The sequence below is a fragment of the Sorangium sp. So ce117 genome (genome assembly GCF_051524395.1).
Classification (GTDB): domain Bacteria; phylum Myxococcota_A; class Polyangia; order Polyangiales; family Polyangiaceae; genus Sorangium; species Sorangium cellulosum_B.
Map to the genome: position 1 here is coordinate 6,622,487 of NZ_CP150309.1, position 24,292 is coordinate 6,646,778.

8 protein-coding genes and 1 pseudogene are annotated in these 24,292 nt (G+C 71.3%); 3 read left to right on the top strand and 6 right to left on the bottom strand.

The window, feature by feature from the left end:
* Positions 1-9: 9 nt before the first annotated feature.
* The 4 genes from WMF46_RS24745 to WMF46_RS24760 all read right to left on the bottom strand — a co-directional run bounded on the left by WMF46_RS24745 (position 10) and on the right by WMF46_RS24760 (position 17,532).
* Positions 10-4,602, bottom strand: coding sequence for an nSTAND1 domain-containing NTPase (locus WMF46_RS24745; RefSeq protein WP_437987933.1), 4,593 nt, complete (start codon positions 4,600-4,602; stop codon positions 10-12).
* A gap of 534 nt (positions 4,603-5,136) precedes the next feature.
* Entirely contained in the window at positions 5,137-10,308 is a 5,172-nt protein-coding gene (locus tag WMF46_RS24750; RefSeq protein WP_437987837.1) for an nSTAND1 domain-containing NTPase, read from the bottom strand.
* Between the two features lie 315 nt (positions 10,309-10,623).
* On the bottom strand, positions 10,624-15,819 hold the full coding sequence (locus WMF46_RS24755) for an nSTAND1 domain-containing NTPase (protein WP_437987838.1): 5,196 nt from the start codon (positions 15,817-15,819) through the stop codon (positions 10,624-10,626).
* A gap of 807 nt (positions 15,820-16,626) precedes the next feature.
* Complete coding sequence (locus tag WMF46_RS24760) at positions 16,627-17,532, bottom strand: hypothetical protein (protein WP_437979443.1); 906 nt, start codon at positions 17,530-17,532, stop codon at positions 16,627-16,629.
* 240 nt (positions 17,533-17,772) lie between these two features.
* Between WMF46_RS24760 and WMF46_RS24765 the strand changes: the two genes are divergently transcribed.
* Together WMF46_RS24765 and WMF46_RS24770 are read left to right on the top strand one after the other, a co-directional pair.
* On the top strand, positions 17,773-18,096 hold the full coding sequence (locus tag WMF46_RS24765; RefSeq protein ID WP_437987934.1) for a hypothetical protein: 324 nt from the start codon (positions 17,773-17,775) through the stop codon (positions 18,094-18,096).
* Positions 18,093-18,173 (top strand): annotated as a pseudogene (locus WMF46_RS24770) (Uma2 family endonuclease); the annotation flags it as partial. The gene WMF46_RS24765 and the pseudogene WMF46_RS24770, both read left to right, overlap by 4 nt.
* An 82-nt stretch (positions 18,174-18,255) precedes the next feature.
* Here WMF46_RS24770 and WMF46_RS24775 read toward each other — a convergent pair.
* On the bottom strand, positions 18,256-21,846 hold the full coding sequence (locus WMF46_RS24775) for an SNF2-related protein (protein ID WP_437979444.1): 3,591 nt from the start codon (positions 21,844-21,846) through the stop codon (positions 18,256-18,258).
* 374 nt (positions 21,847-22,220) lie between these two features.
* On the opposite strand from WMF46_RS24775, the gene WMF46_RS24780 reads away from it, so the two are divergent.
* Positions 22,221-23,441, top strand: a complete 1,221-nt coding sequence (locus tag WMF46_RS24780) for a serine/threonine-protein kinase (protein ID WP_437979445.1) — start codon at positions 22,221-22,223, stop codon at positions 23,439-23,441.
* A 73-nt stretch (positions 23,442-23,514) separates the two neighbouring features.
* Here the strand turns inward: WMF46_RS24780 and WMF46_RS24785 are convergent, their stop codons facing one another.
* Positions 23,515-24,105 carry a Uma2 family endonuclease gene (locus WMF46_RS24785; RefSeq protein WP_437979446.1) on the bottom strand — a complete coding sequence of 197 codons (591 nt, stop codon included), beginning with the start codon at positions 24,103-24,105 and terminating at the stop codon, positions 23,515-23,517.
* Positions 24,106-24,292: the final 187 nt, after the last annotated feature.

A 24,292-nucleotide genomic window follows, 5' to 3' on the forward strand; every position in this document is an offset into this window, starting at 1 on the left:
GGGTGCTCGTCATCGACCGACGGTGTCGCTCGGTCGGGCAGCCGAGCCTGGCTGGGACCCGGGGGCGGCCACGCGGGCCGCCTCGACGCGGCGCAGGCAGTCTTCCTGATGAGCCCTGGCCATGGTCTCGGGAACGCGGAGGAGCTCAATTCGCCGCTCGATCGGCATGCAGTAGGTGGTCGCGGTCCACAGCTTCGGGTCATCGACGCCGTGCAGCGGTTCGAGATCGGTCCACAGGCGCACGACCTTGTCGTCCGACCCGCTCACGATGCGCTTGCCGTCGGGGCTGAACGCTACGCTGTTGACCGGAGACTCCGAATCACGGAGGACCAGCGCCTCGCCCGTGCCATCGGCATTCCATACCCGTATCGTCCCGTCTTCGGACGACGTGACGACGCGCTTGCCATCGGAGCTGAACGCCGCAGCGCTGACCCAGTGCTCGTGGCCCCGGAGGACGAGGGGCTTGCCGCCGCCGTCGGCGTTCCACACCCGCGCAGTCTTGTCCCATGACGCCGAGACGATGCGCTTGCCGTCGGGGCTGAACGACGCCTTGCTGACATGAGCCTCGTGACCACGAAGGACCAGCGGCTCGCCCGTGCCATCGGCATTCCATACCCGCACCGTCTCGTCGCGGGACGCCGTGACGATGCGCCTGCCGTCAGGGCTGAACGCCGCAGATTGGACCCAATCCTCGTGACCACGGAGCACCGTCGGCTCTCCGGAGCCGTCGGCGTTCCACACCCGCGCTGTCTTGTCATATGACCCGGTGACGATGTGCTCGCCGTCGGGGCTGAACGCCACAGCGCAGACCCGGTCCTCATGACCACGAAGCACGATGGGCTCACCGGAGCCGTCGGCGTTCCACACCCGCGCTGTCTTGTCGTACGCCCCGGTGACGATGCGCTTGCCATCAGGGCTGAACGCCGCCGAATAGATCGGAGCCTCACCACGGAGAATCAAAGGATGACCCGACCCGTCGGCGTTCCACACCCGCGCTGTCTTGTCGTACGACGTGGTGACGATGCGCTTGCCATCAGGGCTGAACGCCGCCGAATAGACCGCATTCTCATGACCCCGAAAGACGAATGGCTCCGCCGTACCCGCGACATTCCACACTCGCACCGTCCTGTCATTGGAGGCGGTGACGATGCGCTTGCCGTCGGGGTTGAAAGCCGCCGAGTACACCCCATCCTCGTGACCGCGAAGGATCATGGGTTCGCCCGTGCCATCGGCGTTCCACACGCGCACTCTCTTGTCCCAGCGGGACACGGTGACGATGCGCTTGCCGTCGGGGCTGAACGCCACATGGGATACCTCCTGCTCGTGCCCCCGGAGGACCAAGGGCTTGCCCGTGCCGTCGGCGTTCCACATCCGCACCGTCTTGTCCGAGGACGCGGTGGCGATGCGCCTGCCGTCAGGGCTGAACTCCGCAGCGTTGAGCACGTCCTCGTGACCACGAAGGACCAGCGGCTCGCCCGTGCCATCGGCGTTCCACACACGCGCCGTCTTGTCCCACGACGCCGTGACGATGCGCTTGCCATCGGGGCTGAATGCCACGGAACGAACCAGATTCTCGTGGCCCCGAAGGATCAGGGGACTTCCGGTGCCGTCGGCGTTCCATATCCGCACCGTCTTGTCCTGGGACACCGTGACGATGCGCCTGCCATCGGGGCTGAACGCCGCGCCCGCGACACGCTCCTCGTGGCCACGAAGGACCAGCGGCTCACCCGTGCCGTCGGCGTTCCACACCCGCGCCGTCTTGTCCCACGACGCCGTGACGATGCGCTTGCCGTCAGGGCTGAACGCCGCGGACCAGATCGCCTTGCTGTGCCCCCGCAGGACCACGGGCTCGCCCGCGCCGTCGGCGTTCCACACCCGCGCCGTCTTGTCCCACGACGCCGTGACGATGCGCTTGCCGTCGGGGCTGAACGCCGCAGAATTGAGCCCATCCGGATGGGTGAACACCGCACGAGCGAGCCAGCTGTGCAGCGCCCAGCGCGCGAGAAAGTCCCACCCTCGCGGCACATCGAACGGCTCGACCTCTCGCAATATCGCGAGCACTGTCGTGGGGTCGGCCTGCAGCTCGCGCGCCGCGGCCATGCGGGTGGCGTTGCGCGCTTGCAGGGCTTCGGCCTGCGCACGGGCCGTTTCCTGGTCGGCGCGCGCGGCCTGCTGCTCGGCGCGCGTGGCTTGCCGGTCAGCGCTGATCGCGAGGTAGGACACCATGAGCGCGATCGCGGTGAGCATCGCGATCACGCCCATGGCGATCTGCCGCCGCAGCCGCCGCGCGCGATCCATGAGGGCCACGACGGCAAGGAGATAGCGCTCCTCGCGCTGGCCGAGCCCGACGCGCCACTCGGCGCCCTGCTCGGCGCGGCGGCGCTCTCGCCACGCTCGGGCCTCGTGCGCCGCGCGATCGCGCCAGAGCAGCCCCTCGGCGTGACCGCTCGCCTCCCACTGCTGGGCCGCGGCGCGCAGCCGGGCAAGGAACTGCGCGTCTTGCTCGCTCTCGGCCAGCCACTGCCCGAGCTTTGCCCACCTCTCGATCAACGACTCGTGGACCAGCTCCACGGTCGTGCCCTCGCGCTCTCCACCGGCCTCGGTGAGCAGCAGCCGCGCCCCGGCCAGGTGCTGGACCACCTGCGCAATCGCCTCACCGGCGTGGCCTTCGCTGTCCTGTGCGAGCTCACACAGCTCGTCCAGGCTGACCACCGCGCGCGTGCGCTCGGGCGTGACAAGGCGCACCAGCACCGCCCGAGCCAGCCGCTGCTCGCGCACCGGCAGCGCCAAGAGCACCGCGTCCGCATGCGCGGAGAGCGCCCCGGCGACGCCGCCGAGCTGCTCATAGCTGTCCCGCGTCAGCAGCCGGCGCGCGCGGTCCCGCGCCTCCCACAGCTTCGCGGCCGTGAATTGCAGCAGCGGCAAGGGGCTGCGCGTGCTCTCCAGCGTGTCCAGCATGTGCTCGACCATCTCGGCGGTCTCGAAGCGAAGACCGGCCGCGTCCAGCGGCCTCGTCAAGGCGTCATGCAAGCCCTCGCGCCCCATGGGCGGCAGCAAGGAGAGACCGCGTGTCACGTGGGTCATGAACTCGTAGTCATCGGCGACGCGATCGAGGAAGTCCGAGCGGATGGCGAGCAGGACCCGCAGGGGCGACGAGGCGTCGTCGGCCGCGCCCTCCAGACAGGCCACGAACGCCGCACGTTCCTCGCGGCTCGCGCCGAGCGTGTACAGCTCCTCGAACTGATCGACGAAGAGCAAGATGTGGTGCCTTGTCCCCTGACGGCGGCAGCGCGCTCGCAGCCGGGCGCCCAGGTAGCCCGGCTGCGCGCTCAAGGTGGCGATGATCCCACCGTTCCCGGTGAGCTCGACCGGGCCCGCCGGCGCGCCCGCGCGCTCGGACTCGGCCACCTGCGCGAGCACATCGACGAGCGCCGACATCGGGTGGCGCCCAGGGCGCAGGGTGAACGTCTCCCAGCGGTCGCTGGAGCGCTTCAACGCCGGGATCACCCCCGCGCGCACGAACGACGACTTGCCTGCCCCGGAGGGCCCGGCGACCGTGACGAGCGGCTGGTAGCGCAGCCGCGCCGTCATGGCGGTCACGTCCCGATCGCGGCCGAAGAAGCGCGCGGCGTCCGACTCCTGGAACGCGGAGAGCCCCGCGAACGGGCAATCGTCCTCGCCGAGCCCGGACGCCTTGCGACCGGGCAGCAGCGCCTCGAGCTCGGCGAGCAGCTCCCTGGCCGAGCCGATGCGTTCGTCCTTCCGCTTCCTCAGGCACCGGTCGACGAGGGCGCCCTGCGCGCCCGCATCAGGGCGCCGCGCGCTGACGCGCGGCATGGGAACATCGAAGTTCACGATGTCCGCGAGCCGCTCGATCGGCGATGGGTCGAGCGGGTGCGCCCCCACGAGCAGCGTGTACAGGAGGATGCCCACGGCCCAGAGGTCGCTGCGCGCGTCCACGTCCTCACCCAGCAATTGCTCGGGCGACATGTAGGACGGAGTTCCGACGAGCGCGCTCCGGAAGCTCTGTTCATCATCTCCCGGGAGCTCCCCCCGCGCCTCCGTGAGCGTCGATAGCAGCTTGGCATCGAGTTGCTTGGCGATCCCGAAGTCGACCACCTTGATGCACCCTGCGTCGTCGATGAGGATGTTCTCCGGCTTGAGATCGCGGTGGACGATCCCGAGCTCATGCGCGCAGACCAGCGCGCGGACCACCGGGATCATCAGCTCGACAACCAGCTCGACCGCCATCGGGCCCGGCGCGCCGGTGCGCTCGCGCTCGGCTCGCCACTGGCTCAGCGTCCGACCCTTGATGTACTCGAGCACGAGGTACGGGTGTCCACGGAGCTCGTCCACCTCGTGGATCACCACGATGTTCTCGTGCCGGCAGCTCGCCGTGGCACGCGCCTCGGCCAGGAAGCGCTCGATCCCCTGCCCGCTGTACTCGATCAGCAGCTTGATCGCGACGAGGCGCCCGAGCTTCGTGTCCCGGGCCAGGTACACGATGCTCATGCCGCCTTGCCCGAGCTCGCGGATGATCTCGTAGTGCTTGATCGTCCCGCCGACATCCACGAGCGACGAGCCCTGAGCGCGGTACGCCATCGTCGCGCCCGCCAGCGTCGTCGACGCCGGTGACGGCCGGACCGCGGTCTGTTGCGCTCGCTCCTCGGGCACTCGGCCGACCACGTCCTCCGCGCGCGCGAGCTCGGGGAGCACGAGCGTGCGCACCGCCTCTTCAGCAGGAGCGCTGCGCGAGACGAGAGAGCTCAACGGCGCATCCGGCTCGACGCTCAGGCAGCCTTGCTGCCTATCCTTGCTTGATGGCATCGTCCCCCCGCCCCGTCCGGCATCGCCGCTCTGGAGGCCCGGGCGGCTCCCTTCCCCACAATCTCAGTTCATTCGACGTTCCAGCGATTTCCGCGCAATGGTCTTGTTGTTCGTGGCACCCTGTTATTGCAGTCGCACCTCGGGTGAGCAACCTGGCCGACGGGCAGACCGCGATCCCGTGGTGGGTGCCGCCGTAGGGCTCGTCTAGCCGGAGAACCGGCCCGCCCTGGCGGCATCTACAACACGGAGCGGCGACGTTCGTCATCGGTCGGCCGTGTCGCGTGGTCCGAAAGCCGAGGTCGGCCGAGCTCAAGGAGCAGTCGGGCGGGCTGCGTCAACCCGACGCAGACAGGCCTGCTGGTCGGATCGAGCGGTGGCCTCGGGCACGCGAAGGAGCTCAATTCGCCGCTCGATGGGCATGCAATAGGTCGTCGCCGTCCACAGCTTCGGGTCATCGATGCCGCGGAGCGGGTTGAGGTTGGACCACACTCGCACGACCTTGTCGTCGGAGGCCGTGACGATGCGCTTGCCATCCGGGCTGAACGCCGCGTCCTTAACCGGGGAGTCAGAGGCGCGCAGGACCAGGGGTTCGCCCGTCCCATCGGCGTTCCACACCCGCGTCGTCTTGTCCTGAGATGTAGTGACGATGTATTTGCCATCGGGGCTAAACGCCGCCGAGAGCACCCAGTGCTCGTGTCCTCGGAGCACCAAGGGCTCGCCGGTGCCATCGGCGTTCCAGACCCGCGCAGTCCTGTCGTTGGATGCGGTGACGATGTGCTTACCGTCGGGGCTGAACGCCGCCGAGGATATCCAGTGCTCGTGACCCCGTAGGACCAGGAACTCACCGGTACCGTCGGCGTTCCAGACCCGCGCCGTACGGTCCCGTGACGCGGTGACGATGCGCTTGCCGTCGGGGCTGAACGCTGCCGAATCGACGCCCTCCGCGTGACCGCGGAGGATTAGGGGCCTGCGTTTGCCATCAACGTGCCATATTCGTGCAGTCCTGTCATAGGATGCGGTGACGATGAATCTTCCATCGGGACTGAACGCCGCCGATGAGAGCCCCTCCGCGTGACCGCGGAGGATTAGGGGGCTGCGTTTGCCATCGATGTTCCATACTCGTGCGGTCATGTCCCAGGATGCGGAGATGATGAGCTTGCCATCAGGACTGAACGCTACTGAAGAAATCCCATCTTCATGACCCTGGAGGACCAGGGGCGCACCGGCCCCCTCGGCGTTCCATAGGCGGACCGTCCTGTCATTGGACGCGGTGACGATGCGCGTGCCATCGGGGCTGAACGCCACCGAATGCACGACGTCCTCGTGACCGCGAAGGAGCATAGGTTCACCCGCGCGATCGACATCCCAGGTCCGCGCGGTCCGGTCCCATGACGCGGAGACGATGCGCGTGCCGTCAGGGTTGAAAGCCGCCGAATACACCCCATCCTCGTGACCGCGAAGGATCATGGGTTCGCCCGTCCCGTCGACGTTCCAGACCCGCACGGTCTTGTCCGACGACGTTGTGACGATGCGCGTGCCGTCGGGGCTGAACGCCGCCCAGGTGAGCCCGTCATCGTGGCCCCGAAGGACCACGGGCTCGCCGCTGCCATCAGCGTTCCAGACCCGCGCGGTCCTGTCATAAGACGCAGTGACGATGCGCTTGTTGTCGGGGCTGAACGCCGCTGAATAGATCACATTCTTGTGACCGCGAAGGATCATGGGTTCGCCCGTCCCGTCGGCGTTCCAGACCCGCGCGGTCCTGTCATAGGACGCGGTGACGATGCGCTTGCCATCGGAGCTGAACGCCGCCGAGTAGGGCACCTCCTTGTGACCGCGGAGGACCACGGGCTCGCCACTGCCATCGGCGTTCCAGACCCGCGCGGTCCTGTCATAGGACGCAGTGACGACGCGCTTGCCGTCAGGGCTGAACGCCGCCCAGCGGACCGCCTTCTCGTGGCCGCGGAGGACCACGGGCTCGCCGCTGCCATCAGCGTTCCAGACCCGCGCGGTCCTGTCATAGGACGCAGTGACGATGCGCTTGCCGTTAGGGCTGAAGGTTGCTGAAGTGACCCGATCCCCGTGGCCATGAAGAACCACGGGTTCGCCCGTCCCGTCGGCATTCCAGACCCGCGCGTTCGCGTCCGCGGAGGCCGTAACGATGCGCTTGCCGTCGGGGCTGTAGGCCGCATGGCTGACGAGATCCGGATGGCTGAGCACAGCGCGCGAGACCCCGCTATTCAGCGCCCACCGCGCGAGCAAGGCCCATCCTCGCGGCACATCGGGTGGCTCGACCTCGCGCAGAATCGCGAGCGTCGTTGTGGGATCGGCCTGCATCTCGCGAGCCGTGGCCATGAGGGTGGCGTTGCGTGCCTCGCGGGCTTCGATCTGTGCACGAGCCGCTTCTCGGTCCGCGCGTAGAGCTTGCTCGTCGGCGCGTACGGCTTGCTGGCCGGCATCTATCGCAAGCTGCACCACGACAACCACGACAGCGCCGAGCGTGACGAGCACGCCCTCCACGAACCGCTGGCGCAAGCGCAGGCGCCGCGCTCGCTCGTGCAGAGCCACGACGGCCGACAGATAGCGTTCTTCTCGCCTGCCAATCCTGTCGTCTCCATCGGCGCTCTGCTCGGCGCGACGCCGCTCATTCCACGCCCTAGCGTCCTCCGCCGCTCGGTCGCGCCAGAGTAACCCCTCGGCTCGGCCGCTCACCTCCCACTGCTGGGCAGCGACCCGCAACCGGGCCAGGAACTGCGCGTCGTGCTCGCTCTCGGCGAGCCACTGCCCGAGCTTTGCCCACCGCTCGATCAGGGATTCATGCACCAGCTCCACTGTCGCGCCCTCGCGCTCGCCGCCGGTCTCAATGAGGAGGAGCCGAGCGCCGGCCAGGTGCTGGACCACCTGCGCGATCGCGTCGCCAGCGCTCCCATCGGCGCCCTGAGCGAGCTCGACGAGCTCATCCAGGCTCACCACCGCGCGCGTACGCTCGGGCGTGACCAGGCGCACGAGCACCGCCCGGGCTAGCCGCTGCTCGCGCATCGACAGCGCCGAGAGCACCGCGTCCGCGTGGGAGGACAGGGCGCCGGCCACACCGCCGAGATGTTCATAGCTGCCTCGTGTCAGAATCCGGCGCGCGCGATCCCGCGACTCCCACAGCTTCGCGGCCGTGAACTGCAGCAGCGGCAAGGGGCTGCGCGTGCTCTCCAGCGTGCCCAACATGTCCTCGACCATCTCCGCGGTCTCAAAGCGATGACCAGCCGCCTCGATCGGCCTCGTCAATGCGTCGCGCAGGCCATCGCGCCCCATGGGTGGCAGGACGGAGAGCCCACAGGCCATGTCGGTCATTTGGGGGTGGTCCCCGGCCATGCGATCGAGAAAGTCCGAGCGAATCGCGAGCAGGACGCGCAGAGGCGACGATGCATCGTCAGCCACGCCTTCCAGGCAGGCGATGAACGCCGCCCGCTCCTCCCGGCTGGCGCTCAGCGTGTACAGCTCTTCGAACTGATCGACGAAGAGCAGAACATGGTGCCTCGTCCCCTCACGACGACAGCGCGCCCGCAACCGAGCGCCCAGATGGCCCGGCTGCGCGCGCAAGGCGGCGACGATCCCGTCGTGCTCGGCGACCTCGGACTCGGCCACCTGCACGAGCACGTCGACGAGCGCCGACAGCGGCCGGCGCCCCGGCCGGACGATGAACGTCTCCCATCGCGCGCTCGAGCGCTTCAAGGCCGGGATCACCCCGGCGCGCACGAGCGACGACTTGCCCGCCCCGGAGGGACCGGCGACCGTGACTAGCGGCTGGTAGCGCAGCCGCGCCGTCATGGCCCCGACGTCTCGATCGCGGCCGAAGAAGCGCGCTGCGTCGGCCTCCTGGAACGCAGACAGCCCCGCGAACGGGCTCTCTCCTTCGCCCAGCTCGGGCCCCTTTGGACCGGGCAGCAGCGCCTCCAGCGCCGCGAGTAGCTCCCTGGCCGAGCCGATTCGCTCGTGCTTCCGCTTCTTCAGGCAGCGATCAACGAGGGCGCCGAGCGCGCCCACGTCCGGGCGCCGCGCGCTCACGCGCGGCATGGGCAGGTCGAGCTTCACGATGTCTGCGAGCCGCGCGACCGACAATGGGTCAAGCGGATGCGCTCCCACGAGCAGCGTGTACAGAAGAATTCCCATGGCCCAGAGGTCGCTGCGAGGATCCACTTCCCCGCCCAGCAATTGCTCGGGCGACATGTAGGCGGGCGTGCCGATGATCGCGCTCCGATGGCCCAGGTCACCGCCTCCCGCGAGCGCCGCCCGCGCCCCCGTGATCGTCGACATCATCTGGACATCGAGCTGCTTGGCAATCCCGAAGTCGAGCACCTTGATACATCCTGCGTCATCGATCAGGATGTTGTCCGGCTTCAGATCGCGGTGCACGATTCCAAGCTCGTGCGCGCAGACCAGCGCGCGGACCACCGGGATCATCAGCTCCACCACCTGGCCGGGCGGCATCGGGCCGGACGGCCCTATCGCAGCGAGCAGCCCTGGCGCGCTCGGGTGCTCGCGCTGCGCCAGCCATTCGCTCAGCGTGCGGCCCTTGATGTACTCGAGCACCAGGTATGGGTGTCCACAGATCTCGTCCACCTCATGTATGACGACGATGTTCTCGTGACGGCAGCGCGCCGTGGCCCGCGCCTCGGCAAGAAACCGCTCGATCCCCTGCCCGCTGTACTCGCTCAGGAGCTTGATCGCGACGAGGCGCCCGAGCTTCGTGTCCCGCGCCAGGTACACGATTCCCATGCCGCCCCGGCCCAGCTTGCGGATGATCTCGTAATGCTTGATCGTGCCGACGAGATCCGCGATCTCGGAGCCCGGAGCGCGCTCCGCCAGCGTCGCTCTCGCGAGCGCTCTCGCGTCCTGCGCCGGTAGCAGCGCGGCCTCTCGCGCTCGCTCCTCGTGCATCGGGTCGGCCGCGGCCTCCTTGGGCGCCACGCCGGCAAGCGCGAGCGTGCGCACGGCCTCTTGGCCAAGAGCTCCGCGCGCGCTCGGGCGGTCCGGTCGTCGCCGCACCAGAATCTCGGACTCTCCGCTCGCCCCTTCTCCCCTGGGTTCCAGCCCCTCCCGCCCGCTGCCCTCCACACTGGCCGCACGTCCGGGCACGAGCTCGAAGACGGCATAGAGCCGCCCCTCGCCGGCGTGCCCCCAGTCGATGGGCCAGCCGATGCGGGGGTGGTGGAGCCGCGTGCAACTACGCATCTCCCGCAGGAATCGCGCCAAGCCACGCCGCACCAGATGCGCGCCAGCTCCGTCCCGCGCCAGGCGCATGATCTGAACGACGATCGGCTGACCGCTATCGGTCAGCCGCCCTTTGTAAACCGCCGCTCGGCGGCTCGCCCGGAAGCATGACAAGATCTCGTAGCGGCCCTGGAACACCATCCCTGGCGCGAGGATCCCCCGGCTCATCCTGGGCCCTCCGCGCGCCGCCGCCTCGCTCGCCAGCTTCAGGCGAAACATCCTCACCCCGCATCGACAAGCAGCGATCCCGACGGCCGAGCTTGTCGCGCCTGCTGACGAGAGAGCTCGACGCCCTACCCGATCCCATGCTCAGGTAGCCTCGCTGCCTATCCGCGATGATCTATAGCATCGTCCCCGCGCGTCGCCCGACATCGATGCTCTCGACGCCTCGATGCCTCGGCGGCTCCCTTTCCGCCAATTTCCGGCCGCCCGACGCTCTCGCACTTTCCTCGCAAGACGCAGCATGGACCTGCGAGCAGCGCCAGAGCCCGCTGCTTCCGCGACCCGCTCACGCGCTCGGCGCAGCGACGCTCGTCATCGGCCGGCCGTGCCGCGCAGCCGGCCCCCCGAGTCCGCCTGCCCCCCCGGCGCGGCCGCGCGGACCGCGGCGACCTGCCGCAGACAGGCCTCCTGGCTCGCCCGGGCGGCCGACTCGGGCACACGAAGGAGCTCGATCCTCCGCTCGACGGGCATGCAGTAGGTCGTCGCCGTCCACAGCTTCGGGTCATCGACGCCGCGGAGCGGATCGAGGTCGGTCCATACCCGCGCGACCTTGTCGTCGGACCCGGTCACGATGCGCTTGCCATCGGGGCTGTACGCCACGGCGTTGACGGACGCATCGGACCCGCGCAGCACCAGGGGCTCGCCCGTGCCGTCGGCATTCCATATCCGCGTCGTCTTGTCGTCGGACGCGGTCACGACATACTTGCCATCAGGGCTGAACACCGCGGCATTGACCAGGTGCTCATGACCACGCAGGACCACGGGCTTGCCTGTGCCGTCGGCGTTCCACACACGCGCCGTCTTGTCCCACGACGCCGTGACGACGCGCTTGCCGTCAGGGCTGAACGCCGCCGATACGACCCAACGATCGTGCCCTCGCAGGACCACGGCCTCGCCCGTGCCATCGGCGTTCCACACACGCGCCGTGTTGTCATACGAGGCGGTGACGATGCGCTCGCCGTCGGGGCTGAACGCCGCCGAACGCACCCTGTCCGCGTGACCACGGAGCGCCACGAGCTCTCCAGACCCGTCGGCGCTCCACACGCGCGCCGTCTTGTCAAAGGACGCCGTGACGATGCGCTTGCCGTCGGGGCTGAACGCCGCCGAGCGAACCCTGTCCGCATGACCACGGATCACCAGCGGTTCCCCCGAGCCGTCGGCGTTCCACACTCGCGCCGTCTTGTCGTCGGACGCGGTGACGATGCGCTTGCCGTCGGGGCTGAACGCAGCCGAGAACACCTCCCCCTCGTGGCCACGGAAGATCACGGGCGCCCCCGCGACCTCGGCGTTCCACACCCGCGCTGTCCTGTCCCACGACGCTGTGACGATGCGCTTGCCATCCGGGCTGAACGCAGCCGAGTAGACGGCATCCTCGTGACCACGGAGGCTGAGGGGCTCACCCGTGCTCTCGGCGTTCCACACCCGCGCCGTCTTGTCATAAGACGCCGTGACGATGCGCCTGCCGTCGGCGCTGAACACCGCAGAGTAGACCCGATCCTGGTGGCCGCGCAGGATACGAGGCTCCCCCGACCCATCGGCGTTCCACACCCGCGCCGTCTTGTCCCACGACGCCGTGACGATCCGCTCGCCATCCGGGCTGAACGCCGCCGAGTAGACGACATCCTCGTGGCCGCGCAGGATCCGGGGCTCGCCCGACCCATCGGCGTTCCACACCCGCGCCGTCTTGTCCCACGACGCCGTGACGACGCGCTTGCCATCCGGGCTGAACGCAGCCGAGTAGACGGCATCCTCGTGACCGGGCAGGATAACCGGCTCGCCCGTGCCGTCCGCCTTCCACACCCGCGCGGTCCGGTCGAACGACGCCGTCACGATGCGCCCGCCGTCGAGGCTGAACGCCGCGAAATAGACCGGCTCCGCGTGACCCCGGAGGACGAGGAGCTCGCTCGTGCCATCCGCCTTCCACACCCGCGCGGTCCGGTCGAACGACGCCGTCACGATGCGCCCGCCATCGGGGCTGAACGCCGCCGAATAGACCCCGTCCTCGTGACCGCGGAGGACGAGCGGCTCGCCCGCACCCTCCGTGCGCCACACCCGCGCGGTCCTGTCGTCCGACGCCGTCACGATGCGCTCGCCGCCGGGGCTGAACGCCACCGAGTTGATCGGCGCGTCGTGGCCACGAAGGACCAGCGGCTCGCCCGTGCCGTCCGCGTTCCACACCCGCACGGCCCTGTCCGCGCAGATCGTCGCGATGTGCTTGCCGTCGGGGCTGAACGCCGCGCGGATGACGAAATCGGGATGGGTGAGCACCACGCGCGCGACCCAGCTGTGCAGCGCCCAGCGCGCGAGGGTGGCCCACCCGCGCGGCACCTCGGGCGGCTCGACCTCCCGCAAGAGCGCCAGCACCGTCGTGGGATCGGATTGCAGCTCGCGCGCCGCGGCCATGCGGGTGGCATTGCGCGCCAGGAGCGCGTCCGCCTGCGCGCGGATCGCCAAGTACGACACCATGACCGCGAACGCGCTGAGCGTCGCGATCAGGCCGACAGCAAACTGCCGTCGCAAGCGCCGCGCGCGCTCGGCGAGCTCCACGACGGCCAGGAGATAGCGCTCCTCGCGCTTGCTCAGCCCCGCTCGCCCATCGGCGCCCTGCGCGGCGCGCCGGCGCTCGTACCATGCCCTCGCGTCCTGGGCCGCGCGGTCGCGCCAGAGCAGCCCCTCGGCCCAGCCGCTCGCCTCCCACTGCTGCGCCGAGGCGCGCAGCCGGGCCAGGAACTGCGCGTCTTGCTCGCCCTCGGCGAGCCACTGCCGGAGCTTGGGCCACCGCTCGATCAGCGACTCATGCACCAGCTCCACCGTCGTGCCCTCGCGCTCGCCCCCGGTCTCGATCAGCAGCAGCCGCGCGCCGGCCAGGTGCTGGACCACCTGATCGATCGCCTCGCCCGCAGGACCCCCGCCGGTCTGCGCCACCCCATGGAGCTCCTCGAGGCTGACCACCGCGCGCGTGCGCTCCGGCGTGACAAGGCGCACGAGCACCGCGCGGGCCAGCCGCTGCTCGCGCACCGGCAGCGCCGAGAGCACCGCGTCCGCGTGCGCAGACAGGGCGCCGGCCACGCCGCCCAGCCGCTCGTAGCTGTCTCGCGTCAGCAGCCGGTGCTCGCGATCCCGCGCCTCCCACAGCTTCGCGGCCGTGAACTGCAAGAGCGGCAGCGGGCTCCGCGTGCTCTCCAGCGTGCCCAACATGTCCTCGATCATCTCGGGCGTCTCGAAGCGATGACCGGCCGCCTCCAGCGGCCTCGTCAGCGCGTCGCGCAGGCCGTCGCGCCCCATCGGCGGCAGCAGCGACAGACCGCGCGTCACGTCGATCACGAAATCGTGATCGTCGGCCATGTGATCGAGGAAATCCGAGCGGACGGCGAGCAGCACACGCAGGGGCGATGACGCGTCGTCGGCCACGCCTTCCAGGCAGGCCACGAACGCGGCCCGCTCCTCGCGGCTGGCGCCGAGCGTGTACAGCTCCTCGAACTGATCGACGAAGAGCAGGACATGGTGCCTCGTCCCCTCGCGGCGGCAGCGCGCGCGCAGCCGAGCGCCCAGGTGCCCCGGCTGCGCGCGCAGCGTGGCGACGATCCCGTCGTGGTCGGCGAGCTCGGCCGACCCGGACCCCGTGCTGGCCACCTCGGACTCGGCCACCTGCACGAGCACATCGACGAGCGCCGACAGCGGCCGGCGCCCCGGCCGCACGATGAACGTCTCCCACCGCTCGCTGCCGCGCTTCAACGCCGGGATCACCCCCGCGCGCACGAGCGACGATTTGCCCGCCCCCGACGGCCCGACGACCGTGAGGAGCGGCTGGTAGCGCAGCCGCGTCGCCGTGGCGGCGATCTGGCGATCGCGGCCGAAGAAGCGCGCCGCGTCCGACTCCTGGAACGCGGACAGCCCGGCGAACGGGCTCTCGTCGTCGCCCCGCTCGATCGCCTTTCGACCGGGCAGCAGCGCCTCCAGCGCCGCGAGCAGCTCCTTGGCCGATCCGATGCGCTCGTGCTTGCGCTTCTTCAAGCACCGATCGACAAGGTCGCCGAGCGCGCCCACGTCCGAGCGCCGCGCGCTCACGCGCGGCATGGGGAGATCGAGCTTCACGATGTCCGCGAGCCGCGCGACCGAGAACGGGTCGAGCGGGTGCGCCCCCACGAGCAGCGTGTACAGGAGGATGCCCACGGCCCAGAGGTCGCTGCGAGGATCGACGTCCCCGCCCAGCAATTGCTCGGGCGACATGTAGGCCGGCGTGCCGATGAGCCCGCTCCGGTGGCCATCGCCGTGGCCTCGCGCGAGCGTCGCCTGCGTGCCCGTGAGCGTCGACATCACCCTGGCGTCGAGCTGCTTCGCGATCCCGAAGTCGAGCACCTTGATGCTCCCTGCGTCGTCGATGAGGATGTTCTCCGGCTTCAGATCGCGGTGCACGATCCCGAGCTCGTGCGCGCAGACCAGCGCGCGGACCACAGGGATCATCAGCTCCACCACCTGGCCGGGCGACATCGGGCCCGACGGCCCTATCGCGGCGAGCGGCCCCGGCGCGCTCGGGTGCTCGCGCTGGGTCAGCCATTCGCTCAGCGTGCGGCCCTTGATGTACTCCAGCACCAGGTACGGGTGGCCGCGGATCTCGTCCACCTCGTGGATCACCACGATGTTCTCGTGACGGCAGCGCGCCGTGGCCCGCGCCTCGTCCAGGAAGCGCTCGTTTCCCTGTCCGCTGAACTCGAGCAGCAGCTTGATCGCCACGAGGCGCCCGAGCTTCGTGTCGCGGGCCAGGTACACGATCCCCATGCCGCCCCGGCCCAGCTTGCGGATGATCTCGTAATGCTTGATCGTGCCGCCGACGTCCGGCAGCGCGGAGCTCGGACCGCGCCCCGTCGGCGTCGCTCCCCCCACCGTGGTTGCGCCGTGTGCGTCGTGCGCTTCGTGTACCGACGGCGCTGCGGCCTCGCGCGCTCGCTCCTCGGGCGTCACGCCGGCCGACGCCTCCGTGGGTGCCAGGCCGGCGAGCGCGAGCGTGGTCTCGGCCGGTTCGCCACGCTCGCCGCGCATTCCGCTCGATCCAGGCCGGTCCGGCTGTCTCTGCTCCTGGGCCTCGGCGTCGCGGCGCGGGGTCTCCTTGAGCTCGAGCGTCGCCTGCGGCAGGGTCGCGCCGAGCGCGTGCTGCTGCAGGTCGTCTTCCGAAGGCATCACCTCCCGCAGGGTGTGTCCCGGCATGAGCTCGAAGACGGTATAGAGCCGCCCCTCGCCGGCGTGCCCCCAGTCGACGGGCCGGACGATCGGAGCGTGGTGGAGCCGCGTGCCAGAGCGCATCTCCCGCAGGAACCGCGAGACGGAGCGCCGCGCAGGGTGCCTGCCCTCTCCATCGCGAGGCAGACGGAGAATCTGGAGCACGATCGGCCCACCGCCCCTGATGCGCCGGCCCCTGTAAACGACCGTTCGGCCGCTCGCTCGGCAGCAGGACAGGATCTCATAGCGATCCTGGAACACCGTCCCTGGCGCGAGGGTCTCGCGGCTCATCCTGGCCCCTCCGATCGCTGCCACGCCCGCGCGGCGGCCCTGGGCGAAACGTCCCCACCCCCTGTCGACACGCAACGCTCCCGAATCTCGAGCTCGTCGCGCCGCTCTGGCGAGAGAACCCGACGGCGTACCCGGACCGATGCTCAAGCAGCCAACCGTCGCTGCCTGTTGGGAGGTTCTATAGCATACCCCCCCACATCGTCCGGTGTCGGCGCCTCGGATGCGTCAGCCCCTCTCCTTCACACGAGGGCTTCCGTCGTTCTCCTCCTATTCTTCCGTCATTTCAGGGCGATCGGCATTGCGGCAATTCCCAGGCGCCGAGCCGTGGCACACGCGAGGAGCCGGGCTGTGCTCAGGCGGCGAGCCCAGTCATCGCTCAGGTGAAGAGCCCAGTCATCGCTCAGACTCAGGCGGGGAGCCGGGCTGTGGCTCAGGCGGGGAGCCGGGCTGTGGCTCAGGCGATGGGCACAGGGATGGCCCGGGCGACGAGCCCGAATCGTGGTTCAGGCGAAGAACCGAGTCGTGGCCCGGACGACGAGCCCAGTCGATGCGGCGAGTCTCCCTTGCAGCGCGGCCGCCTGCACGCAGCCGTGCTCATGCCGTGCGGGACGTGTTCCGCCGGGGCCCTCGGAGCGCAACCTTTTGCTGGATGCCGCAAACCATTGCGGAAGAGAGCAAGCGGTTGCGTAGCCGCCTCCGCGGCCTGGCGCCGCGCGGGCTCCCATCCCCCGCCACTTGTGCGGCCTGCGCGCGGGATCTGCGCTGGCAGCGCGGGCGCCGGTCCGGCACCGCGGCGGCCGAAGAGCGTCAGCCGACCGGCGGCTCCGCGCCGGTGACCTCGCCGTGGGCGCCCTCGTCCTCGTCGAGCGACACGTCCTCCTCGATCACCTCTCCGGCGGCCACCGTGCGCCTCACGGCCGTGAGGCCGAGCTGGATCTGCGCATTCGCCGGGAAGACCTGCCGCAGCGTCGTCGCCCAGTCGTTGAACCAGTCCCGCAGGCCCTCGATCCCCTCCCGTTGCTCCCGCCAGGCCCTCGCCAGCTCGGCCGCCGGCACCCGGGGCGGCTGCGCCTGAGCCCCGGCGCCGGCTTCGAGCTTCGCCAGCAGATCGCGCACCTGCTGCACCTTCGCCTCGGTCAGCCCGCGCGCCGCGAGCGTCTTGTGAACCTTCTTCGCGTCGCCATCGCTATTCCTGGCGAGCCCCTCGAGGCGGCGGAGGTACGTCCCGACCGACATGACCACCGTCGACCCGAGCGGCTGCGGCTCCAGGTGCTTGAAGAACGCGGCCTCGAAGCCGTCGCGCCGCTCGCGCTGCACCACGCGGCGGATGATCGCGCGCGTTCGCGGGAACCACGTGTTCTCGAAGAGCTCGACCTCCCGGAGCAGCTGCATCCGCTCGGCGCCCTCGACGCCTCCGCCGCTCGCGGCCTCCACCGCGGCCTCCGCGAAGAGGTGCTCGAGCGGGCGCTGCTCGCCCGCGGCGAGCTTGAATAGCCGCCACCCCTCGCGGTGCTCGTTCGCCGCGTAGCCCTCGCGACGCGCCCGCGCGATGAACGGCGCGGCCTGGACGTTGACGAGGAACCGGAGAGCGCGACCCAGGAGATCCTGCTCGGCGGCGGTGAGCGCCAGCGGCAGGGACGCCTCGGAAGGCTCGGACGGCCCGGGCCGCGCTCCCGGGGTCCGGGATGCGCTCGCGGACTTCGCTTTCGGCATGTCGTTTCTCCTCGCTGGCGCTCGTGGGCAGCGCTGGAGCGCTCAGCGGCGCCGGCCGATTGCAAGCTGCGCGCCAGCGGAGTGGGTGGTGGACGGTCGCCGCGCGTTCCCTACGTTACGCCGCGATTGAACAGCCCACCACGAGGCCGCTCTCCACCCGCTCCCAGGCGAGGAACCTGATGCAATCGAAGTTTGGAACCGATCTGACGACAGGCAGCATCCCGAGAGTCGGACCTTCATATCGTCGGCGTGTGTTACGTGTTCTTCGGCCTCACCTTCGTGAGCAACGGCATCATCAACGGCGCCGGCGCGACCATGATCACGACCGCGACGACGCTGCTCAGCCTCTGGGTCGTCCGCGCCCCGCTCGCGTACTGGCTCTCGCGCGAGATGCGCAGCGTGAAGGGCGTCTGGTACGCCATCGCGGCGAGCTTCGTCGTGTCGATGATCGCCGGCACGGCCTACTACGCCTCGGGGCGATGGAAGCGGCCCCTCGTCCAGAAGGCGCCTCCGGGCGACGCGGCGAGGCAGGCCGACCCCACGCAGGCATTTGCGAGGTCCTGAGCCCCTCGACCGAGCAGCACGATCGCAAGGAGAAGATGCCCATCTATGCGCGCGAGAGCGTGCGGCACGTCTGGCTGATCGCGCCCCTCCAGCGGACCCTTGAGATCTCCACGCTCGCCGCGGACCGCAGGAGGTACGGCACGAGTCAGAGATCCCGAGTCAGAGATCCCGACTCGGAGGGCGGGAGTCCGAGAGCTCTCCGTCCCCGCCCTCGCCGCCGTCCGGCCCCCGGAGCTGCGCCGAGAGCAAGCCCACGAGCTCCTGCGTCGAGAGCTTGCCGGCGGTGTCCTTGCCGCCGAGCACCTGCGCCACGAGCGAGCGCTTCTCCGCGTGCAGCGACAGCATCTTCTCCTCGATCGTCCCGAGCGCCACCAGGCGATAGATGGTGACCGGCCGCCGCTGGCCCAGGCGGTGCGCCCTGTCCGAGGCCTGATCCTCGACCGCGGGGTTCCACCAGGGGTCGAGGTGGATCACGTTGGTGGCCGCCGTGAGGTTGATGCCGAACCCCCCCGCCTTCAGCGAGATCAGGAAGAGCGGCGACGTCCCCTCCTGGAACTCGCGCACCCGCTCGGCCCGGGCCTTCCGGGGCGTCGCGCCGTCGAGGTAGACGTACGCGACGCCGCGCGCCTCGAGCGCCTCGCGCACCAGCGCGAGGTGCGACGTGAACTGGCTGAACACGAGCGCGCGCTGCCCCTCCGCGCACAGCTCCTCGACGAGCCCCAGGAAGCGCGCGAGCTTGGACGAGTCGAGCGTCGAGCGCGCGTCGTAGAGGCGCGGGTGCGACGCGAGCAGCCTGAGGCGCGTGAGCGCCGCCAGCACCTCGACGCGCCGCTCCTGCTCGCGCCGGACCGCCCGGGGCGTCTCGAGGTCGGACAGCGCCGCGAGGCGCGCGTCCTCGTAGAGCTGCCACTCGGCGCCCGAGAGCACGACCGGCACGCGCACCTCGGTGCGCGCCGGCAGCTCGGCCTCCACCTGCGCCTTCGTCCGCCGGAGGAGGAACGGGGCGAGCACGCGCGCGAGCGCGGGCCCCGCGGCAGGGTCGATGTGCCGCTCGATCGGCATGGCGTAGCGGTCGCGGAACGCGTCCCAGCCGCCCAGGAGGCCGGGGAAGACGAGCGCGAAGAGGCTCCAGAGCTCGCCGAGGTGGTTCTCGATCGGCGTGCCCGAGAGCGCGAACGTGAAGTCCGCCTGGAGCGCCCTCGCGGCGCGGAAGCGCTGGGTGGTCGCGTTCTTCAGGCTCTGCGCCTCGTCGAAGACGACGGTGGCGAAGCGCCGCGCCGCGAGGCGCGCGGCGTCGCGCACGAGCAGGCCGTAGCTGAGCACCAGCACGTCGCCCGGGCCGAGCCGCGCGAGCGCGTCGTCGCGATCGGCCTCGTCCGCGTAGATCGTGATGCGGAGAGAGGGCGCGAAGCGACGCGCCTCGTCCTGCCAGTTGAAGGCCACCGAGGTGGGCGCGACGACGAGCGCCGGCCCGCGCTCGCCGCGCTCGAGCAGGACGGCGAGCGCCTGCACCGTCTTGCCGAGGCCCATGTCGTCGGCGAGAACGCCCCCCGCGCCCCAGGCCGCGAGGCGCACGAGCCAGCGGTACCCGTCGAGCTGGTAAGGGCGGAGCTCACCCGCGAGCGCCGCCGGCGCGTCGGGGCAGAGCTCGCCGGCGGCCACGACGCGCTCGACGAGCCCCCGGAACGCGCCGTCCACCTCGATCGCGGCGCCGGCCCGCTCGAGCTCCCACAGCACCGCGGCGGCCGAGGGGCCCACCGAGAGGCCGCGCGGGGAGTCGTGGACGTGATCGGCCAGGCGCTCGAGGTGGGCGCGCAGGGCCTCGCCCAGCTCCACGTAGGTGGTCGCCTCGACCTGCACGTAGCGCTCGTGGCGGCGCGCCGAATCGAGCAGCCGGGCCAGCTCCACGCGCTCTCCCGCGACGCTCAGGCCGCCGAGGGCGCCGAACCACTCGCGCCGCTTCTCGAGGACGACCTTGAGCGCGCGGGGGCCGCCGTCGCCCACGACGCGCAGGGGCTCGCTGACCCACTCGAGCTCCGGGGGCGGCTCGCGCCGCGCGCAGGCGGCGAGCAGATCGAGCGCGCCCTGCGCGCTGGCGAAGCGGTAGTGGAACGGGCGATCCTCGAACGGCTCGGCCCCGGCGAGCGGGAGCGCGGCGGCGAGCGCGGCGGCGAAGTCCTGTTCCCGGCGCAGGTCGCGCACCGCGTGCAGGGCCCGGTCGCCGCGCCGCACGTGGACGTCGCGCGCGCCCGCGCCCGGCACGAGCGGCGGGGCGTCGGCGAGCGGCCGCACGCGCAGCTCGACCTCCACCGCGCCGCGGGGCTGGGCCGTGAGCCGCAGCACCGGGAGCAGCTCCGGCGGGACCGACTCGCCCATCACGCTGCGCGGCATGGCCACGGGCACGCGCAGCGCCCACCGCGAGAGCGCGGCGAGCAGCGCGCCGTGGCTCTCGGGCGGGAAAACGTCGCCCTCGCGCGCGAGCACGTCGAGCAGCGCCCGGATCTCGGCCTTGACGTCGAGCAGCGTGAGCCGCCGCGCGCCTTTGTCCCAGTCCCAGAGGAACAGCACCTCCTCGGGCCGGGCCCGGCGCGCGCGATCGAGCAGCGCGGGGGGCAGCGCCGTGCCCTCGACGCCGGCGCTCACCCGCACGGCGCCGTGGCGCTGCTCGGCCACGACGCCCACCGGCGCGCGCTCGATCCGCACGGCGACGTCGGGCGCCTCGTCGAGGAAGAGGCGCGGGTGGCCGATGAGCGCGTCGAGCAGCGCCCGCGAGGCGAAGGCGTTGCCCTCGGGCAGGAGGGACGCGATGCGGGCGTCCTCGGGGGAGAGCTTTCCGCCGTGCTCCAGCAGGAGGCGCTTCTTGCCGAGCCGCGCCCCGGCGCCACGCTGCGCCTTCTTGCCCAGCCGGTGGATCCAGGGCGCGACAACGACGCCGGCCGCCTCGACGACGTCCAGCCGGAAGGAGAGCTCGACGCCGCCGCGCGCCCCCGGGCCCTCGTCGAGGGCCCTGTCGAGCGCCAGCAAGGCGCGCTCCCAGGCGGGGCGGCCGAGCTCGTCGAGCGCCTGGAAGAAGGCCTCGCTCGGGGGCTGGCGGAGCCAGAGCAGCGCGGCGTCGATGGCCGCGAGCACGTGGACGCAGCCGGCCGCGCCGCAATCGCACTCGGCGCGGAGGGCCCCGGGCGCGAGGGTCAACCGCGCCTCCGGCCTTACGAAGCCGGCGCCCGCGCGGTGCGCCTCGAAGGGCCGCGGGTCGTCGAGGCGAAAGCCGGGGAGCGCGGCGTCGAACCGCAGCGCGGCGGCCCGGAGCGCCCGCTCGGGGCGCGGGGCCGCCGCGTCCGGCACGCGCGCGCGCAGCTCGCAGAGCCGCTCGTGCGCCGACTGGGCCCGCGGCTCCTCGGGCGCGCGCAGGAGCGACGCGACGGCGGAGCGCGCGAGCGCGGCGTCGTCGCGCTCGTCCTCCAGGAAGCGAGCCACGAGGGGCGGCAGGACGTCGCGGAGGCGCGAGGGCGCGAGCCACGCGAGCGCGCCCGCGAGCGACTCGGCGCTCGCGAGGTCGATGAGGCGCCGCCGCGCGCCGAGGAGCTGCAGCTCGGGCCAGAGCGTGGGGTCGACGCGCGGCGCCACCGCCTCGAGGCTCAGCCGGGCCAGGTGGGCGACGCCGTGCTGCGCGAGCCAGGCGAGGAGGGCCGCGCGGGTCTCGAAGGGCGCCGCAGGGGCTACGGGGGGGACGGCCTGGGTGTCGCCGGGCATGACGGGCGGCGTAACGTCGTCGGTGCGAGGGCGCGGTTCAAGGGGTTCCGGCGCGCTGGCCCCCGGGAGCGAGCGCGCTGTAGGGTGCGGCGCCGCGCGGCGCGGGTTCGCGTCGCTCGATGAAGAGGAGCTGCGCTAGGCGACGCGCGGGCTCTGCGCCGCGCTGCGCGCCCGACCCGACATCCAGCGTGGCCGTACGACCTTGTGAGCGCGTATCCGTGATTGGCGCTCTGCTGGAGGAGCGCAGTCCAGGATTCCCAGGGTCGCATGTTCGCGATACGCTCTGGGCATGCCCCGGTCCCTGACCCCAGCGCGTCGCCCGAAAAGGACACCGACGTGGCTGGGACACAGAGGCGGCACGGAGGTGCTCGATCGTGTTCCATCCTTCCTCGTTCGATTCACAACCTGACTCCCAGAGGAGAGACAGCGCGCGCGGCGTGGTCGCGCTCGCTGATCGACCGGCAGACTCCCGCCCAGCCTCTTCGCGCCGCTCCGTACGGCTGCGAGGCCGCCTCATCGACGGGCGTTACCAGGTCGATCAGCTGCTCGGGCGCGGCGCGATGGGCGAGGTCTGGCGCGCGCACGACGGCGTCCGGCGCGCCGATGTCGCGCTGAAGTTCCTCACGGTGGCGCGGGGCGGGCGGAACGTCGATGCGATCGAGCGGTTCCGCCTGGAGGCGCGGGTCGCCGCGCAGCTCGGACAGAAGACCCGCGGCGTCGTCGCCGTGCTCGACGCCGGCGAGGACCTGGCGGCGGGCCCGTACATCGTGATGGAGCACGTGCGCGGCAGGTCGCTGCGTCAGCTGCTGGAGGAGCGAGGGACGATCCCCGCCGTCGAGCTCGCGTCGCTGCTCCGCCAGTTGGGAGAGGCGCTGTCGGTGGCGCACGGCCTTGGCGTCGTGCACCGGGACATCAAGCCGTCGAACATCCTTCTTGTGGAGGGGAGCGACGGCCATCTATGCGCCAAGATCACCGACTTCGGGATCGCCAAGTGGGTCGGCCAGGATCGGCCGGCCGATTTCCGCCGCCGCACCGCGGACGGCGTGGTGCTGGGCACGCCGGCGTACCTGAGCCCGGAGCACACGTGTGAAGGCCTGGGCGGCCCGCAGCTCGACATGTGGTCGCTCGCGGTCGTCGCGCACGAGGCGCTGACCGGGCGGCAGCCGTTCCCTGGCCGCAACCTGGCCGCGGTGCTCGCGGCCATCCTGGTCAGCGGGCGCCCCGCGCTTGCCACGTTGTGCCCGGGAGCGCCGCCCGCCCTGGAGGCGTGGTTCGCGCGCGCCTTCGCCATCAGCCCGTCGGAGCGGTTCCCCAGCGTCCAGGCGATGCTCTCTGCCTTCGAGGCCGCGGCGGGCGTGCCGGTGGCGCCGCCGGCAGCTCCGCGGAGGCGGCGCTGGCGCGTCGCGGCGGCCGGGGCGGCGCTGGCGCTCGGGATCGCGCTGCCCGCGGCGCTGCTCTGGGGGCCGGCGGGGAGCGACGGCGCGCACCGCGTGGACGAGGTGGTCCGCGACGCGGCGCGCGCTGCCACCCGGGTCGCCGACGCCGCGCAGGCGATGACGGCGCGCCTGCTGGAACGCCAGGGCACAGCGCCCTGATCGCGGATCTCGCGCCGCGTCCGCCTCATCAGGACGCGGGCGGGGCCGTCCAGGAACTCGGGACGGTGGCCGGCTAGTTCGCCCAGAGGACCGAGAGATCCAGCTCGATCGCCTCGAAGGGCTCGACGCGGACGCGAGCGGCGTCGCGGTGGACGGCGGCGGGCCCCCACCCCCGACCCGAGGTGAGCGAGAAGACCTCCAGCGTCCGCGCGATCGGGTCGACCAGCCACACGTGCCGCACGCCCTCGCGCGCATAGATCGGCATCTTCTCGTCGCGGTCCACGTCCTCGGTCGAAGGGCTCAGCACCTCACAGACCCAATCCGGGGCGAGCGGGAAGAAAGCCGTCGTCGGCAGCTCGGGCATGCGTTCTCGACGCCAGCCAGCGATGTCCGGTACGACCGCCTCCACCTCATCCGGCACCGCTGGGTCCGGGAAGTGCAGTTCGGGCTCGTCCAGGATCCACCAGCCGCCAGGCCCCCCCTTCCCTGCATCGAACGGACCGCCGAGCTCGATGCCGAGGCGAGACGATGCGCGTGCATGAGGCGGCGCCGGCCTGGGGAACACGTGCAAAGTGCCAGCGATGAGCTCCGCCACCTTGGTCGGCGGGACGGCTTCGAGATCGGCGTACGTCGCGCGGCGCTGCTTGGCGGCGGGCTGGCCCATGGCGGAAGCCTGCCCGGGGACGCGCGGCGCAGCAAGGCGGCGAGGAGCAGGGGGCCGGCGGCGCGCCGGCCACGGCGCTCATCGACACGGGAGCACGACGGCGACCGCCAGGGCCAACAGTCCACGAGCGTCCCTATCGCTGATGAGAGCGAAGTTGGAGCAGGGTGAGCGAGAGGTCCTGCTCGAG

Excerpts from the sequence above, each read along its gene's own strand:
- WMF46_RS24745 (WP_437987933.1), bottom strand. The coding sequence starts at position 4,602 with ATGGCGTACCGCGCTCAGGGCTCGTCGCTCGTGGATGTCGGCGGGACG.
- WMF46_RS24750 (WP_437987837.1), bottom strand. The coding sequence starts at position 10,308 with ATGTTTCGCCTGAAGCTGGCGAGCGAGGCGGCGGCGCGCGGAGGGCCC.
- WMF46_RS24755 (WP_437987838.1), bottom strand. The coding sequence starts at position 15,819 with ATGAGCCGCGAGACCCTCGCGCCAGGGACGGTGTTCCAGGATCGCTAT.
- WMF46_RS24760 (WP_437979443.1), bottom strand. The coding sequence starts at position 17,532 with ATGCCGAAAGCGAAGTCCGCGAGCGCATCCCGGACCCCGGGAGCGCGG.
- WMF46_RS24775 (WP_437979444.1), bottom strand. The coding sequence starts at position 21,846 with ATGCCCGGCGACACCCAGGCCGTCCCCCCCGTAGCCCCTGCGGCGCCC.
- WMF46_RS24785 (WP_437979446.1), bottom strand. The coding sequence starts at position 24,105 with ATGGGCCAGCCCGCCGCCAAGCAGCGCCGCGCGACGTACGCCGATCTC.